This window comes from Actinomyces sp. HMSC065F11 (assembly GCF_001813085.1).
GTDB classification, from domain to species: Bacteria; Actinomycetota; Actinomycetes; order Actinomycetales; family Actinomycetaceae; genus Gleimia; species Gleimia europaea.
Genome location: NZ_KV811472.1, coordinates 34,811 through 49,348 on the forward strand (window position 1 = coordinate 34,811; position 14,538 = coordinate 49,348).

The 14,538-nt window shown below is 54.5% G+C and carries 29 protein-coding genes; 25 read left to right on the forward strand and 4 right to left on the reverse strand.

Features of this window, described 5'->3' with window-relative positions:
* Positions 1 to 246 precede the first annotated feature (246 nt).
* The 13 genes from HMPREF2891_RS09965 to HMPREF2891_RS05910 all read left to right on the forward strand — a co-directional run bounded on the left by HMPREF2891_RS09965 (position 247) and on the right by HMPREF2891_RS05910 (position 6,090).
* Entirely contained in the window at positions 247 to 591 is a 345-nt protein-coding gene (locus tag HMPREF2891_RS09965) for a DUF4326 domain-containing protein (protein ID WP_102218628.1), read from the forward strand.
* A gap of 69 nt (positions 592 to 660) precedes the next feature.
* Entirely contained in the window at positions 661 to 1,011 is a 351-nt protein-coding gene (locus HMPREF2891_RS05855) for a helix-turn-helix domain-containing protein (RefSeq protein ID WP_070664390.1), read from the forward strand.
* A gap of 77 nt (positions 1,012 to 1,088) precedes the next feature.
* On the forward strand, positions 1,089 to 1,583 hold the full coding sequence (locus tag HMPREF2891_RS05860; protein WP_070664393.1) for a hypothetical protein: 495 nt from the start codon (positions 1,089 to 1,091) through the stop codon (positions 1,581 to 1,583).
* Positions 1,584 to 1,651: 68 nt separating this feature from the next.
* Positions 1,652 to 2,194 (forward strand): hypothetical protein, encoded by a 543-nt coding sequence (locus HMPREF2891_RS05865; protein WP_070664395.1) that lies wholly within the window; start codon positions 1,652 to 1,654, stop codon positions 2,192 to 2,194.
* A 119-nt stretch (positions 2,195 to 2,313) separates the two neighbouring features.
* Entirely contained in the window at positions 2,314 to 2,640 is a 327-nt protein-coding gene (locus HMPREF2891_RS05870) for a hypothetical protein (RefSeq protein WP_070664397.1), read from the forward strand.
* A gap of 35 nt (positions 2,641 to 2,675) precedes the next feature.
* Complete coding sequence (locus tag HMPREF2891_RS05875) at positions 2,676 to 3,323, forward strand: hypothetical protein (protein WP_148131728.1); 648 nt, start codon at positions 2,676 to 2,678, stop codon at positions 3,321 to 3,323.
* Positions 3,324 to 3,350: 27 nt separating this feature from the next.
* Positions 3,351 to 3,719 (forward strand): hypothetical protein, encoded by a 369-nt coding sequence (locus HMPREF2891_RS05880; protein ID WP_070664400.1) that lies wholly within the window; start codon positions 3,351 to 3,353, stop codon positions 3,717 to 3,719.
* Positions 3,716 to 4,165 (forward strand): hypothetical protein, encoded by a 450-nt coding sequence (locus HMPREF2891_RS05885; RefSeq protein WP_070664402.1) that lies wholly within the window; start codon positions 3,716 to 3,718, stop codon positions 4,163 to 4,165. The genes HMPREF2891_RS05880 and HMPREF2891_RS05885 overlap by 4 nt, the downstream gene beginning before the upstream one ends.
* Positions 4,166 to 4,321: 156 nt before the next feature.
* The gene (locus tag HMPREF2891_RS05890) at positions 4,322 to 4,525 is read left to right on the forward strand and encodes a hypothetical protein (RefSeq protein WP_070664404.1); all 204 of its coding nucleotides are present in this window, start codon (positions 4,322 to 4,324) and stop codon (positions 4,523 to 4,525) included.
* Between the two features lie 120 nt (positions 4,526 to 4,645).
* Positions 4,646 to 4,921: a hypothetical protein gene (locus HMPREF2891_RS05895; protein WP_070664405.1), complete on the forward strand. Its 276-nt coding sequence runs from the start codon at positions 4,646 to 4,648 to the stop codon at positions 4,919 to 4,921.
* A 17-nt stretch (positions 4,922 to 4,938) separates the two neighbouring features.
* A complete protein-coding gene (locus tag HMPREF2891_RS05900) occupies positions 4,939 to 5,328 on the forward strand; it encodes a helix-turn-helix domain-containing protein (protein WP_148131729.1) in 390 nt (129 codons plus the stop codon).
* Positions 5,329 to 5,330: 2 nt separating this feature from the next.
* The gene (locus tag HMPREF2891_RS05905) at positions 5,331 to 5,594 is read left to right on the forward strand and encodes a hypothetical protein (RefSeq protein WP_070664409.1); all 264 of its coding nucleotides are present in this window, start codon (positions 5,331 to 5,333) and stop codon (positions 5,592 to 5,594) included.
* 25 nt (positions 5,595 to 5,619) lie between these two features.
* Positions 5,620 to 6,090, forward strand: a complete 471-nt coding sequence (locus HMPREF2891_RS05910) for a hypothetical protein (protein ID WP_070664411.1) — start codon at positions 5,620 to 5,622, stop codon at positions 6,088 to 6,090.
* Between the two features lie 281 nt (positions 6,091 to 6,371).
* Here the strand turns inward: HMPREF2891_RS05910 and HMPREF2891_RS05915 are convergent, their stop codons facing one another.
* From HMPREF2891_RS05915 to HMPREF2891_RS05930, 4 genes are all read right to left on the reverse strand, one after another.
* Positions 6,372 to 6,656 carry a hypothetical protein gene (locus HMPREF2891_RS05915; protein WP_070664413.1) on the reverse strand — a complete coding sequence of 95 codons (285 nt, stop codon included), beginning with the start codon at positions 6,654 to 6,656 and terminating at the stop codon, positions 6,372 to 6,374.
* Positions 6,657 to 6,674: 18 nt separating this feature from the next.
* Positions 6,675 to 7,007, reverse strand: a complete 333-nt coding sequence (locus HMPREF2891_RS05920) for a hypothetical protein (RefSeq protein WP_070664415.1) — start codon at positions 7,005 to 7,007, stop codon at positions 6,675 to 6,677.
* A 61-nt stretch (positions 7,008 to 7,068) separates the two neighbouring features.
* Complete coding sequence (locus HMPREF2891_RS05925) at positions 7,069 to 7,383, reverse strand: hypothetical protein (protein ID WP_070664417.1); 315 nt, start codon at positions 7,381 to 7,383, stop codon at positions 7,069 to 7,071.
* Positions 7,384 to 7,389: 6 nt separating this feature from the next.
* Positions 7,390 to 8,244, reverse strand: coding sequence for a CHAP domain-containing protein (locus HMPREF2891_RS05930; RefSeq protein ID WP_070664419.1), 855 nt, complete (start codon positions 8,242 to 8,244; stop codon positions 7,390 to 7,392).
* A 164-nt stretch (positions 8,245 to 8,408) separates the two neighbouring features.
* Between HMPREF2891_RS05930 and HMPREF2891_RS05935 the strand changes: the two genes are divergently transcribed.
* The 12 genes from HMPREF2891_RS05935 (at position 8,409) to HMPREF2891_RS05980 (ending at position 14,421) form a co-directional block, all read left to right on the forward strand.
* Positions 8,409 to 8,918: a hypothetical protein gene (locus tag HMPREF2891_RS05935; protein ID WP_146002556.1), complete on the forward strand. Its 510-nt coding sequence runs from the start codon at positions 8,409 to 8,411 to the stop codon at positions 8,916 to 8,918.
* A gap of 63 nt (positions 8,919 to 8,981) precedes the next feature.
* Positions 8,982 to 9,350 carry a hypothetical protein gene (locus tag HMPREF2891_RS05940; RefSeq protein WP_070664422.1) on the forward strand — a complete coding sequence of 123 codons (369 nt, stop codon included), beginning with the start codon at positions 8,982 to 8,984 and terminating at the stop codon, positions 9,348 to 9,350.
* A 12-nt stretch (positions 9,351 to 9,362) separates the two neighbouring features.
* Positions 9,363 to 10,388, forward strand: coding sequence for a major capsid protein (locus HMPREF2891_RS05945; RefSeq protein ID WP_070664424.1), 1,026 nt, complete (start codon positions 9,363 to 9,365; stop codon positions 10,386 to 10,388).
* 83 nt (positions 10,389 to 10,471) lie between these two features.
* The gene (locus HMPREF2891_RS05950; protein ID WP_070664426.1) at positions 10,472 to 10,783 is read left to right on the forward strand and encodes a hypothetical protein; all 312 of its coding nucleotides are present in this window, start codon (positions 10,472 to 10,474) and stop codon (positions 10,781 to 10,783) included.
* The gene (locus HMPREF2891_RS05955; RefSeq protein ID WP_070664428.1) at positions 10,776 to 11,744 is read left to right on the forward strand and encodes a hypothetical protein; all 969 of its coding nucleotides are present in this window, start codon (positions 10,776 to 10,778) and stop codon (positions 11,742 to 11,744) included. Before HMPREF2891_RS05950 ends, HMPREF2891_RS05955 begins: the two co-directional genes overlap by 8 nt.
* 70 nt (positions 11,745 to 11,814) lie before the next feature.
* Complete coding sequence (locus HMPREF2891_RS05960) at positions 11,815 to 12,144, forward strand: hypothetical protein (protein ID WP_070664430.1); 330 nt, start codon at positions 11,815 to 11,817, stop codon at positions 12,142 to 12,144.
* A gap of 46 nt (positions 12,145 to 12,190) precedes the next feature.
* Positions 12,191 to 12,499 (forward strand): DUF6093 family protein, encoded by a 309-nt coding sequence (locus tag HMPREF2891_RS09970; RefSeq protein ID WP_410002357.1) that lies wholly within the window; start codon positions 12,191 to 12,193, stop codon positions 12,497 to 12,499.
* A gap of 46 nt (positions 12,500 to 12,545) precedes the next feature.
* On the forward strand, positions 12,546 to 12,890 hold the full coding sequence (locus HMPREF2891_RS05970) for a hypothetical protein (RefSeq protein WP_070664434.1): 345 nt from the start codon (positions 12,546 to 12,548) through the stop codon (positions 12,888 to 12,890).
* 4 nt (positions 12,891 to 12,894) lie between these two features.
* Entirely contained in the window at positions 12,895 to 13,230 is a 336-nt protein-coding gene (locus HMPREF2891_RS09545) for a hypothetical protein (RefSeq protein ID WP_148131730.1), read from the forward strand.
* Between the two features lie 12 nt (positions 13,231 to 13,242).
* Positions 13,243 to 13,398, forward strand: coding sequence for a hypothetical protein (locus HMPREF2891_RS09670; RefSeq protein ID WP_186822303.1), 156 nt, complete (start codon positions 13,243 to 13,245; stop codon positions 13,396 to 13,398).
* Positions 13,388 to 13,873 (forward strand): phage tail tube protein, encoded by a 486-nt coding sequence (locus HMPREF2891_RS05975; protein ID WP_070664436.1) that lies wholly within the window; start codon positions 13,388 to 13,390, stop codon positions 13,871 to 13,873. Before HMPREF2891_RS09670 ends, HMPREF2891_RS05975 begins: the two co-directional genes overlap by 11 nt.
* Positions 13,870 to 14,421: a hypothetical protein gene (locus tag HMPREF2891_RS05980; protein WP_070664438.1), complete on the forward strand. Its 552-nt coding sequence runs from the start codon at positions 13,870 to 13,872 to the stop codon at positions 14,419 to 14,421. The genes HMPREF2891_RS05975 and HMPREF2891_RS05980 overlap by 4 nt, the downstream gene beginning before the upstream one ends.
* Positions 14,422 to 14,538: the final 117 nt, after the last annotated feature.

The window sequence follows — 14,538 nt, forward strand, 5'->3', positions numbered from 1 at the left end:
GGTAGAGAGTTCGAATTTTACGAAGGGTGAGAATGATGCAGTTTGCTAGTTGGATGGGGTTTGCGCGCGCGACTTGGGTGTATAAGGGTGAGCAATACCAGCAGGGACACCCGGCGATTGTCGACACTTTTAAGGCGAGGTTTGTCCAGTCACTCGAGCGAGACGGGTTTGTTCTGGCGAGCGGCGTGAGGGTTTCCATAGAGGGTGACTCGTATCGGCTGGAGGCTGAAGTGGCGAGGGTGCGTCGTGGCTGAGAGGTTGTGTACACGGACTTTGCCGAAGAAGTCGAACGGTCAGGTTTATGTTGGGAAGCATTCGGTGTGGGCGTGTCCGTTTTGGTTGCGTCCCGTTAGGGATCCTCGTGGGCGTGTCAGGTCTTGGGCGTTAATGTTTTCTGATTTGTCTAGAGGGCCGCGAAGGGTTGCAGAATTTGGTTCAAAGCGCCTTGCTGCGTGGGAGTTACGGCAGGCGTATTTGAGGTTTGTTGTCATGTTTCCGGTGTATGCGCTGCGGGGAAAGGATTTGGTTTGCGAGTGTCCGAATGGGGCTCTGTGTCATGCTGATTGGCTGTTAGCGTTGGCGAACCGGTAACGCTGGTTGGCGTTGTCCAAGTTGTCGGATATGGTGAGAATAGCTAGCGAACCAGGAAGGGGGTCCAAAATGTTTACAGTGACTGTTTCAACCAAGGACGAGCCGAAGGTTGGAGAGGTGACCCAGACGAACATCGGGTGGAGTACGCGACTAGACATTGAAGCTCCGACTATTCTGACTGCTGTAGAGCGAGCCATAAACCTTGTGGGGCAAGTCGAAAGTTTGGCGGTAGGAACGGGAGAGTACGCATACAGTTCTCATCTTCCAGAAGTGTGGGGTTTGGGTCAGGCTGCGGAGTATCTAGGAGTGACCCGAGAAGCCGTCCGGCTAATGGTTACAGAGGGCAGGTTGCCCGCGACCCGTGCAGATTCCAGTTGGGTTGTGCTGGCAACCGACGTGCGTGCACGTAAGAAAGGATAGGCCGAGCGTGTCGATCTCGCTTAGCGTCACGCGGCTGGTCTTTGAGTTTGTCTCGTAGGGTTTCAGTTAGGTGTGTCATGGAGTTTTCGGAGCGTAGGGTAAACGGCAAGGTTCGGCGAGTTCTGTATTTTAGGGATTGGCCCGCTGTCGTTGGGTTCGAGCTGGAGTACCGCCAGGGCGCCATATGTGGCGCCTGGTTTGAAGGTCGGGAGATGTCGCGCAGCCGCGCAAATTTTCTACCCCTTGTGTCTGTGTGGGTTGACGAGCAGGGGGTCGTTCATGTTGAGGGTTGGTCGCCGCTCCTCCCTGTGGATTCGCATACTGTCCGGGCGAGACTGCAATCAGAGTGGGACCAGCTTCCGGGAAGCCTGTCGGTCGCGTCTGAAATCGTTGTTGGGGAGGTTCGCTGTTCGGTAGGCGACCTTTTGGCGTTTGATTATGAGTATGCGAGAGCTTACGAGTTTGCAGAGTCGAGGTGTTTGCTTCCGGTTGGGACCGAGCTGGTGGACGTTTTGTCGTTGGATCTAGTTTGCTTTGCTGCTGGGACGAGTGTGGAAGTAGTCAAGCTTTAATACTTGCACATCTCCAAGTCGTGTGTTATGATGAAAGTGTCAACAAAAACAATCTGAAAGGACCGAAAATGAGAACGATCTACGTGGGCGAGGGCGTGCACCTCAAGGCAGAGATCAAACGAGGTTGCTTGACCGTGGTCATGGAGGCCCGAAAAACGGAGACCGTGCTTGACCGTTTCGGGCGGATCACTTCACGCACAGAATCGGGCCAAGAGCTGTTGTCAGACCAGTTTATCCCCCGTGTCGAGTGGCCCAGGTTCATCGACGGGGCTTACCCGAATCCCGATCAGACGCGCCTGCATGATGAGATGCAGGAGGTGATTAATGACTATGTCACTGGCGTGGTGACGGCGATGCTGGACAAGCTAGGCGTTTCACCCATGGGGTTTGACTGGCGCGTTACCTCTAAGAATGTGGTTGAGATTAAAGCGTTTTCGGGTTCGCGGGCCTTGCGCGCACTGTTGCGCGACGCACTGTTGGAGGGCGGGCACGAGCTAGACGAAAGCACAGTTAAGGCGGGGCTAAAGTTCTTCAAGGACTTTCAGAGCTTGAGCGCGTTTGAAGAGATTACGAGCGACCCGCGAGCGGTTTGGCAGTACGTGATCCGATAGAGCGGCGGCTGAGGGCTGGAAAGCCTGGCCCCCCTCGTTCATTTTGATACTTGAGCAGCACGAGCACTAAAGACATGGGGCGCGGCAAAGACGCTGGGCCAGAGACAGGAAGAAAGACAATGACTAACCAGCTTATTGCAACCGCTAAGGACTTCGCCGACTTTTATGAGGGAGAGTGGATTCCCGCGCATGATGAGCTTTGCCCGGACGATTGCACAAAGATCGACACGGCGGAGCTAATCGACGCGGCTAAAACCGTGTTTCTCATTAAGGCAGGGGCGTGCGGATATGTAGGTGCGGAGCTTCGTTTCTACAACTATGAGTACGGGGTTACGCTCACGATTAATACACGCTTGGAGTGCGTGATTGCGTCGAAGGGCGGCGAGGTTGCGGCGGTGCCGTTCAGCTCCGATATCTGCCAGAGCGTTAACAGCTACCTACCTTAAGCAGACTAACGCGGTTGAGAAAGAGAGTGAACAAAATGGCTACTAGGACTATTGCGAGCGTTGACGCGCTCTTCGGGTACAACGGGTTTGACGTGTACGAGAACGTGGGCGATTATTCGCGGGCGTTTGTGCGCGTGGACGGGTTCGAACCGGTAGAGATTCCCCACATATTCGTTGACGGTGAGGACACGCTGGAAGTGTGTGCGGATGGGCGTTATGGGTATGTGTGGTGGTGTGAAGAACATCCGGACGTGGGCCTGGTGGACTTGGAATATCTTTGGGACGTTGAGTATCACGAGGCCGAGGATGGGGCCGAGCAGTTAGACCAACGAAATCAACTTGTTGAGGACCGTGGCGCGGTGGGTGTTTTCGGTGACGCGGGCGGTATCGAGCCGGTTCAAGATTGGGAGGAGCTTACAGACCTGGCGGGCGCGGGACAGTGCCGGGGGTTCCTGGTGATGCGCGAAGTGGCGGGACGGCCATACATGTACGCGGCGGAGTTCTTAACTAACTATCGCGGGTTTGAGCTCGATGGGGTTAACCGCGTGATGGTGGTGGTTGTGGACTTGAAGAACGGTCTGGCGGAATGGCGCGAGAGTGAGCCCTTATGGGGGTACGTGTCCGAAGAAGAGGCGTGCGGCATAGCCGACATGTTGAGCGCGCGAATCATTCAAAGCATGTGAGAAAGAACAAGGGAAGGAAAGAGAATCATGAACACGGAATACAAAACGGCGGCGGTGCGGAAGTGGCATACCTGGAACGTTATTGACGGGCACGAACATTTACGGCTCCAGTTACAGCCGGTCGCGATTGATAGGCGGGTGCACTTGTTAGAGCAAGATGGCATCTTGCGGTATTGGTGGGTTCAAATCCCAAGTTTTGCAGTGCCTTATCCGGACGTGGTTTGCGAGTTGGAGTGCGTGGCCGCAGACCTAGAGACAGGCGGCTTTGAGTACGAGGATAGGGACTTGTGCTTCGGTTGGCAGGCTCCGGGGGGCTTGGAAGGGTACGCGGCAGACTTGTGCGAGCAACTGGCGCGCAAGCTCGAACAGAAAAATAAGACGGGAGAAGTAGCATGAACGACTATGGAACATTCACGGTGTTGGTAAGGGCGGATAAGGATAGCCGCACAATGCGGAGGGCGCTGGCTGATCCTAATAGTTTGATTGTGTCCCCCCGGTGGGTTAGTAACATGCCGGGCGACGGTTGGGCAGGCACGCTCAACCAGCTGGCGGCGGGCCGCTATGATCCCCCGGACTGGTACAGGTGGGCGGACCTGTTGGAGACTATCGACCGCTATATTGCCAGTGGCATGTCTGAGGAAGAGGCCGACGAGTTCTACAACGAGGGAGGCTTGTTTGACGTGGAAGAAGTCGCAGAACACCTCACGTGGGACCTGTTGAGCGACGCGTTCGACGATCCAAACATCATGGTCCTAATCGACAACATCCCCGGTGATGTTGTGGACGCTATTAGGGAAAACCCGAAACATGTACACGAGATTCTCGCAGGCTTGAACGATTGAGATAGGAGTGGTTGAGATTGTGACGCGGAAGCGCAGTAGTTTGTTACCTATTTGTTATAAATAAAACGCTAAATAACTTGACGCACCCTAGATTAGGGTATATAATGAAAGTAACAGGGCAAAGAAAAGAAGCCCTAACCGGAAAGGAACAAGAAAATGCGCTACGTAACCTCGATCCAAGACATCATCACCGACGTCGAGCTAATCCTCGCCAGCTCAGACGGCAAATACGACATCGAAGCCATCGCCTACGACGTGGCACGCACACGCGAAACTCACCAACTAGGCGAAGACCCCTACTACATCACCGAAGACGAAGGCGAATTCTGGGATGCCGCGATGAGGCACGCGCTCGACTAGCAAACAAAACAGGGCCGCACCAATAGCGGCGCGGCCCTACGCTAGGCGAACAACAAGCGACGCGAACACCTGAATTAATACGACAAAACGGACCACCTAACCACACGAGGAGATACTGAAATGACCACCACATGCCCCACCTGCGGGACAACCAGCCTAGACGCGAACCAGCACGAAATTTGGTGCTACTCCTGCGACTTCATCATGACCAGCAGCGAAAACCCCAGCCAGTTTCAAGCGATCCGCGCCCAGCTACAAGCAGAGCGCGACACTCTAGCCGACAGGCTAGGGCTAGATGAGAACCTGCCACGATACGAATTCATGAAGCGCTTAACTGCAATCGTGCGGGCCCACCGCGTTAAAATCGTGGACATTATGGAACTAGAGGAGCAATAATATTGAACCGGTTCGACATGAAATATAAGCGGCTAGGCATGGGGCTGCCGCAAACTGGCCTGGCCGATGTTATGGAAGTGAACCAGCGCACTGTGCGGCGGTGGGAAACGGGCGAGTACAACATTATTCCGCCCGTGGCCACCAAAATCGACCACATGTATTACAAGATGGTTGGTGAAGCCACTGAAATTGCGGAGACTATTCTGGACGCGCTACCAGACGATGAACCGCAAACCGTGGAAGTGAATGTTTACGAGACCCGCGAATCGCACGAACAAGCGCATCCTGGCGAGTCTTGGGAATACCACCAATCGTTATCGGTAATAGTTGGTGTCCTGCTGGCCGCTGAGGGGCTCCATGTCGAGTTCGTACCCGTAGCCACTGAACCTACAGCCGGCGAGGTGTAATCGTGCGTTCGTACAGTAAACAGCGGATAGACGAGAAAGCCGACATGGTTTTGCGCGGCTATTACGGCGACGACGAATACCGGCGGCGCACGCTAGGCGCAGACTATGACGCGGTGCAACAGCGCGTAAACCAGATTATTGACGACTACGCGCGCGATGTTATGCGCGGGCGTTACGGCAACGGTCGCGAACGTCAACGCCGCCTCGGCCACTTGTATCCGGCTGTTCAGGCGCGCGTTAATGAGGTTTTGCGCGGCAACTGGTAGCCACGCATAAAAATAAGGAGAAATAATGAGCTTACAAGATTTTGTAATCTACGATCCTCAATCCCACACGCACGCGCGCGAAAACCTCTATATCGGCGGGCTAGGCGCATACCTGGCCGAGCATGCGAGCGAAACCATCGCGGACTTTTTCAACCCCGAGCGCGGCGTTATCCTCACCAACCGGCCACATGACGAGTTGGACTGTATGCGCGCTGCATACAAAACCATCACCAGCGGCGAGGATAAGCATGATCAGCTAATCGACACCGATAGCGCATATAAAGAAGCGTTCACTACTTTTGGCACGTGCTACCACAATTTGCGTTGCTGTGGTGTAGATGAGGGCGCGATATTGCGGGTTTTCAATTTTGATAGTGCAATGGTGGCCTGGGTTTTTGACGTGCTCGACGCGCTCCACGGCGAGGATAAGGCGTACGGCCTGTTTCATGCGCCGCGCGAAGACTGCTACGCCCTGGGATGGCAGAACTTTAACTAAAAAACGGTGCCCCATCTCTCGAAGTGAGGGCTGGGGCACCGTGATCCCCGCAAGCGCGGGGAGCGTTACAGTCAGTTAGCGAACCACATTGAAAAAATGGGGTCATCCCCGCAAGCGCAGGGAAACAATCTGACACGAAGGATAATAACACGGGCGCGGTTTGTCATAAAACAAGAATTTTATTAAATCTGTCATATTATGACAGGTTTTGTAATGTCCGCGCATACAAGAAAATGGCCCTCACCCAGCCAAAATAGCCAGGTGAGGGCCGTTATCGCGTATTAATCGTTGCGCGGCTTATCCTCCGAGACTCGATCCTTCAAAGCGTCAATAATCGCGGGGTCCACGCCCGCCTTGTGTAGTTCTCGCAAAGCGTCATACAGGGCGGTTATCGCGTCGAAATGCGCCACACGCTCACGCTCCAACTCGGCGGTGATTTCTTTTTGCATGTCGCGTTTAGCTTTGGGACGGCCTTTCACCCACTCGACGATGCCCCAAAAAAGTTTAGGCACGATCGCGACGACTAGGCCGGAACCGAGAATCGCGGAAACCGTTTGAGAGTCCAACTATCGGCTTCCTTTCTGCTATTTCGTGATGCCTTTGACTTTCACTACGGGCTCGCCGGGCGTGACATCAAAGTCTTTTATCCGTATCCAGCGGGTAACGAAGAAGACGGTCACGATCAATCCCAACAGGCCGGTGCTTGTTAGGCCGGTCAGTGCAAGCCACGTTATGACGCCGGCGATGCTCGACATGATCGCGGCGCGTTCCAGCTGGTAATACCCGAACAGGGCTGTGGGGCAGCCGAACGCTCCGCCCGTGACTAGGAACAGGCCGTGAATGTAATCCACTGCTTGAGTTTCGCCTTTGAGCGTGACCGCGCCCACGATAAACGTCGCCAGGTATGCGGCGCTCATCGCGACAGCAATGGATTTTGGTTCATGTACGTGAGACCAGACTTTAGCGACTGGGTTACTTCTAATCTGCCACACTTCGCGTATGCCCATCGCCATCACCCCCCGGATTAATCTTGAGCTCTACTGCATCGAGTACGGGTTTCATGGCGGTGTATACGACCTGCATAACGCCAATGGACGCGGCAATGACTGCGGCGACCTGCTGCCATGTGGTTGGCTGGTAGGTAGCGAAAATGCCGATACCCACGAGTAGGAGCGTCACTGCGATAGCGATAAGTCGCTTGTACGAGGATCGAAGTTCGACCTGCGTCAGGATCGCGGTTAGCCACGGGGCGATAAGCCCCGCCAACGCGGCAACAGTTAGCTCGGTTTCCATGATTTTTTACCTTCCTAGTTGGCGGTTGATAGCGCGCTGCATGGCCTTGACTGTCTCGACTCCCATGTAGCCGTCCACGGTCACGCCGTAGTATTTCTGCATGGCCTTTACTGAGCCGGGACCCATGATCCCGTCAGCGGACGTGCCCCACGCGCGTTGCATGCGGGCGATTAGTTGCGAGCCGACGGGGTGGTTTGTCCATTCCCATCCGCTCGTGGCGGCGGGCATGTAGTCACGGTTAGCGATCTCCTGGCTAGAGATAACGCCGTCAACCGGCGTGCCATTAATGCGTTGTAGGGCGCGCGTAGTGTCACTGCCCCAATAGCCGTCCACTGTTACCGCGTTTGTGTGGGTTGGTGTGGCTGTGGCGGTGTAGGCAGGGCGCAAGATCGCGATAACCGAATTCCAATAGCGGGTGCGACGGTAGACGCCGCCGCCGTTGCTTTGGGAGCCTTGCCACGACCCGGAAGTGTTGCCCTCAATACAGGTCAAATACTCGCCGTTGTTGGTTTCGACAATGCCGATATGGTCCGCAATCCCGTCATCGTCCCAGTCAAAACACACTAGGTCGCCGGGCGCGGCGTTGCGCGGGTTGCCCAGGCGGCGGCCTTGCCTTGCGTATTCCTTAATCGTAGAAGGCACGTAGGCGAAATGGCCTGGGGCGGGTTCTTTCACGCCCGCCCTAGCAAGCACCCATGAGGTGAACATATTGCAATAAGGCACGCCGGAAGTTCCGAACCATGCCTGGCCGGTGAGCTCGGCCATCCAACGCCCGTACTTCGTGCCCGCCGCCGGGTCGTTCCAACGGCTATACCCCAGCTCGCCTCGGGCGACTTCGAGGACTTTACTTGCTGTTGTCATTGTCGGTCTCCTCCACGTCTGCGGGGTCTAGGTCTGGGTTGTCCATCAGGCTCATTTTCGCTTTGAATTCGTCGGTTATTTCGTCGGGTCGCACTGTTTTCCTCCGTCGTGTTGTAATCTAGTCTTGTAGGGTTACACTTCAAGGTTACATGGGATTAGAGAAATTGACTGACGTTACTTTCAAGCAGGAAGACCTGGACAAGATGTTTGCGGACGCTCGCGGCAAAGGCGCTGAAAAAGGTCGTCGTGAGCTTCTGGAGAGTTTGGGTTTTGACAACGTTCACGAGCTCACCAAAGCTGTCCAAGCTGGACGGGATGCAGAGCAGTCTGCAAGGACTCAAGCTGAAGCGGATCTAGCAGCCGACCGTAAGCGTTTGGATGAAGAGCGTGCCGAGTTCGAAAAGGAGAAGGAGGAGGTGCGCTTAGAGTCAGCTCTCGTTCACGCGGGAGTTCAGGACGGTTATGTTAAAGACGCTTTGAAGCTGGTTGACCGTACGTCAATTGATGAAAGTGTTACGGATCTGCAGAAGCGGTACCCGGGAATGTTCACGTCGAAGAACGTTCAACCGGAGATTAAAGGTGTTCCGGCAGCACAGTCTCACGAGACCGTGCCCGGAGCGTTCGGAATTGAAGCCGCTAAGCAGAGGTTCGGCGGTCCTGACGGTCGGGACTGAACGACTGGTAGACGCCCCTAATAAGGGCGGGTTTTTGCAAGTTTTCAATGATTGGAGACAGTAATGGCTGATTATAATCCCGCTATTACAGAAGTCGAATTCGGAGATGACCGTCCTTGGGTGATTGCTGTAGATCGTGAGCATAACCGGACGATCACGCTGGATACGGCAAAGTTCACGGCTGCCAAGTACCTCTCGGCGGATAAGAAGTATATTCTCGCGGGTGTTCCATTGAAGGTTGGGACCGATGGAGCATTTGTGCCCGCGTCTACTACTGGAGACGCCTGTCTTGGGCATCTTTTTGCGACAGTTCCAGCGTCAGGCGCCCAGGTGGCTGCCATGATGACGCATGGAATTATTGATTCCAAGAAGCTTCCTGGTGGCGCGCTCGTGGAGGGCGTTGAAGCACCGAAGCTGATCGAGTATCGGTAAGGGTGGTTTAGCATGATTGACGCTTTTCTGGATAAGATTTCCGACCTGGATACCACGGAATTTGCTCGTAGGGTTCCGCTGGCGGATCGATTTGTGCTCACTCGTCTCGTGCTTCCTTATGAGACTGTGCGCGGACCTAAGTACAAGATTGCTCGCAACGACGTGACAGTTTCTGTCGCTAAGTATCGGGCTTTCAACGCTCCGACTCCCCGACTGTCTACCTCGGGGAAGCGCACCGTAGCTGAGGGGTATCTTCCTCCCCTGGGCGCTAAGGAGCCTATCGAGGAGTCTCAGATCCTGCTGCAAAACGCTGCGGCTGGTGCGGACTCTGCCGAGATTATTGCTTCGATTTTCGACAATATCGAGAATCAGGTGCTCGCAATCCAGTCTCGTCTTGAACTGGCGGCTGGGCAGTTGCTTTCTACCGGCAAGATCACGATAAAGGAAAATGGGGTTGACTCTGTAGTTGACTTCAAGGTTCCGCGTAAGCAGATTGTTTCGCCTTCTGCTACTTGGGACAAGCCGGAAGCGACGATCCTGAAGGATGAGCTTAGCTGGATGGACGTGCTTGCCCAGGCTTCTCTAGGTGTCCCGTCTGTCGCTATTGCTTCTAGGCGCGTGATGAATGCGCTTGCGGCTTCGCAAGCTTATAGAGCCGACTATTTCGGACAGTCTGTTGACGGTCGAGTCTTGGCCCCTGCTGAGGTTAATGCGGTTCGTGACCGGTGGGGACTTCCCAGGATTACGGTGTATGACGAGAGTGTTTTCGTAGACGGATCTCCGACCCGCGTTCTCCCGGACAATCAAATTGTCTACGCTGTGCCGCAAGTCGGGACCACTCAGATGGGTCTAACTGCGGAAGCTCTTGCGCTACAAACGTCTGGCAATCCGCGTCTTGCGGCAGCTAACGCGCCGGGCATTGTCGCGACACGGCAGTTTGAGCACGATCCGGTTGCGGTCACGACGAAGACATCAGCTGTTGCGATGCCTGTTCTCGCTACCCCAGGCATCGTAGCCGCCACGGTTCTCCCGTCTTAGTTCTTGAACCGTGGCTGCAGGGGAGGGGCGTTGTCCTGCTGGCGCTCCTCCCCTTCTTCGTACCTATTATTGGGAGGGTTTAAGTGATTTCGGACAGTCAGTGGAAGTGGGCTCAGGGCACTCTGGGCGATATTGATAGAGCCGAGTTCGAAACGGTTGTTACAGAGTTTGGTTCAGTGCGTGACGCGGCGGTGTCGATTCTGGTTAAGCGCCGGCAAAAGCTCATTGCGCAGCCCCTTTCGGTTTCTATTCCTGGGGCGTTTAGCGTGAGCATGAGGGATAACGTTGCAGCGATAGATAGCGAGATATCGCGTTTGCGTGCTCTGCCGCAAGACGGTGAGTCGGATTCGTCTAGCATTGGTTTCCACATTGCGGACAGGTGGCGTCGTGTATGAGTGGCCGCCGTTGCCGGTTTCTGATCCAGATCTACAGGCAAAGCGAATCGCAGCGGCTCTGGAAAATGCGTGGGATCGCGTCGAGAAGGAACGGCAAGCTGTTCTTTCCTTGGTCGAAGAGGGTTTACCCAAGAAGCAAGCGTTGAAACGTTTGCGCGAATTGCAGGCCGCTGTTTCCGACTTTCAAGATGTCGCCGAGGTAGGTGCTACTGATTTGTCTACCCTGGTCGCGGGCGAGTATGGGGCGGGTGTCATATATGCGGGCAACAGGTTGCGGCGCCCGGTTCGTTGGACTCTGTTTCATAGAGACGCAGTCGAAGCTTTAGCCACGGACACTTACTCGGACTTTCTAGCGGCTAGCGAAGCTGCGGGCCGCACGTCTAAACGTTTCGCAAGAGTCGTTCGCAAGGCGGCTCGAGAGACTCTTTCTTGGCAAGCGTTAGGCGGCACGGCTGAACAGTCTGCAAGGGATTTCCGTCGTCTCCTTGAGGATAAGTACAGAATTAGCGCGATCGTGTATCGAGACGGGTCTCACCATGCGGTCGGAGAATATGCCCGAATGGCGGCAAGAACTAAGGGGAAGGTCGCATTCAACATGGGCACGTTAAATAAGGCTTCGGAAGAAAATGTGAGCCAGGTTTTAGTGTCGGATGGTATGGATTGTGGCTGGGTGTCTCATAAGGATTCAGATAAGCCTAACGGCACTTTGCGAACATTAGAAGAGGCGCGGGAGTTTCCGCTTGCACACCCTAACTGTCGCAGGAGTTTCTTGCCTATTCCTGACAAATTTCGGGAAAATTTTGAGGAATTTTTGCCAGAAAACTTGGAGACTTTTGAAGAAGATTTGGATCGTTTAAGCAGGGTTGAAGGGGTTCTATCGAGCCGAGCTGTTTCCTCTAACGCTCAACGATTAAGGCACGTTTCTGATCGGTTGGAAAAAGCTAGAAAGAAGTTGACGTAACGCCGTTACGTAACGGTTATGTCACGGATACAGAATTAGAACTAGAATTAGAAGAAAGTAGTAGTGGAACATGGACAAGCCTGTGGAAAACTCGTTCAGTCGTTTGGTGCTGAAAGTGGAACGTGGGAAAGTCTCCCAGATCCTATTGGATGGCGACGATATTAGGAGTCACCTGAAAGCGTTTGCGTTAGACGCCACCCCCGACGGTGTCCAGGTCTGGCTGTCGCCAGTCCTTAACCTCGTGGAGGTCGAGGGAGACGTTGAAGCCGGGACTTTGTCACGCCTTGGCGATATTGATCCCGAAGAGATCGAACAGTCAGTCCTGCAGCGTGGCGTAGGGCAAGGCCCCGCCGCGTTCACTAGGGCGCTACTTTCGGAGTTGAAGAACCGTGGTATTTGATGTTTCTGGGCTACGCACTATCGGCGAAGAGTTCCTGCCCGACGTGGTGTCTGTTTCTCGAGACGGGCAGGAGCTGTGGAGTGGGCCTGCTGCGCTAATTCCTGCACCCCCCGAAGGGAGCACTTTCACCCCTGGGCTTGTTCCTTCTCAGTCGGCTAACGTTGGGAGAATACTTTTGCCTTGGGACGGGCCGGGCTTGCGTGTCGGTGATCGGATAAAGGTTACTGGTTCGCGACTTTCCACGGTTCGCCCGCCAGCTCTTTCGGGCCGGGAGTGGAGGGTAGTTTCACAACCGCCAGCGTCTTCGTTCCAGGTTTTGATTATGGCGGAGGTTAAAGAAATTGCTATCTCATAATTCGGGCCAGCTCCAGGCAGAGTTGGAGGTGAAACGGGTTCGGACAGTGGCGGCTATTTATCGCGCGGTGTCTGATGCCGCGAACCTTTTGGAGACAGCGGTTAAAGCGAACATGGTGAAAGCGGACTCGCCTGTAGGTCTCGATAAGCCGCGTGTTGTTACGGGGCACTATCAGTCTTCGTGGACACATGAGGTGAGACAGTCGGGCGCTCGAGTTCAAGCTGTGGTTGGGACGGCAGCACCCCAGGGCCGACGGCTCGAATATGGTTTCACTGGTCCTGATCGACTTGGGCGTGTTTTTAATCAGCATCCGCGCCCACACGTTCAACCGGCTGTGGACACGGTTGATCCTGTGTTTCAGCGGTCTATCCGCGAAATTATCGAGGAGTAACGCTATGCCATCTCTTAGCGAAGCCTTAACGCGGCTGAAACGCACTCTACCTGGTGATCTAAGCGTCTCAACCCAGGTTCCCCCTCCCTCTCCTCCTTCCATTGTTTTAAGTCCGTTAAACGGGGTAATAGAAGCTTTGGATCTAGGTGGCGTTTCGGGCAAAGTCTCAATCCAGATCACGTGCACCGGAACCGACTGGGAAGAAGCGTACAAGCTCCATGATCGCGTGTTGGACTCTTTAACTGGGAGCTGGGGTGTACAGATTATTTCTTATGGCATTCCTGTAGGGGAAACGTTAGATGGTTGGGCTACACTTGTAATAAGGGTTGCCGTGCGCTGATGAGAGGACATCATGATTAAAATTACGCACCCTGACCTGAAGGCTGACGCGGATGTGCTAGACGACGCGCAAGCGCGAGCATGGGCTAAGCAAGGTTGGAAAATTAAGAAGGATGAAGCCAAGGATAAGAAGGATGAAGCCAAGGAGGAAGGCAAAAATGACCACTAAGCAGAACCGCTTCGTACGTCCCGGAGTTACAGAAGTGTACTTCCTGACCACGGTTGCAGACATGTCGACTGGGCCTACTAAGGCAGAACTTGAAGCTGGTAAAAACTTGTCTGGCTTCATTCGGAACATTTCCGGATTCAATACGACGGTCGGGCGAATTCCTACACCAGACCTTGGCTCTCGCCACGAGTCGAGTATTCCGGGCAATCTGGAGACGTCTGAATCGACTATCGAGTTCTATGAGGACCTTGATTCGAATGAGCTTGAGACGACCTTCAAGCGTGACACGGAGGGGTATGTTGCGATCTATCCGAGAGGGCAGAAGCAGGGCGATACTTCCGGGTTCTGCTATCCGGTTCGTGTTGGCTCACGCTCCGCGAACATTACGGTTTCCTCGTCTGATCCTGCAACGTTCACCGTCACGTTCGCAGTGACTGGCGAGCCTGCTGAGGACCTGGCGGTACCGACAGCATGACGTGGGAAGATAAGCTTGCCAAACTGCGGGAACGTCCCCGCGCTCAAGCAACCGTGAGTGTCATTGTTGACCCGAGTAAGGTCGACGAAGTTCAGGTTGCTAGAACTAATCTCGTAGCGGGCAGATTGGAAGCTGCGAAGGAACTTGAGACTGATGGTGAGGACGTCACACCCGAAGCGGTTACGAACCGTGTCGCGGACCTGGTTCAAGCTGTAGAGGTCGCGGAAGCGGAGTTGGATAAGGCTACTATTCATCTCCGCTTCCGTAGCCTTCCTGCTGACGTGATGGACCGACTGAGGTTAGACCATTCGGACACGAACGGGAAAATCAACGTTGATTCCTTCGCGCCTGCCGTGGTTGCGGCAAGTCATGTGGACGTTGAGAAGCGAGATGGCACTTTCGTGGAGACGGGTGACAGCATGACGGTCGAAGATGCTAAAGGTCTCCATAAGGCACTATCTGCGGGAGACTGGCACGAACTGTTCGCTGCTGCATTGCAGGTCAACGACGCTCCGACAGTTAAGTGGGAAACTGTGGGAAAAGGATAAAGGCCGACCCGGTTTTTAGAGCCGAATTAGAACTGTGTGACCAGTGGGGTATCCCCCATTCACAGTTTCTGGGTGGTGATGGAACCTGGACCGGTCTTGACCGAATCAAAGCGCTTG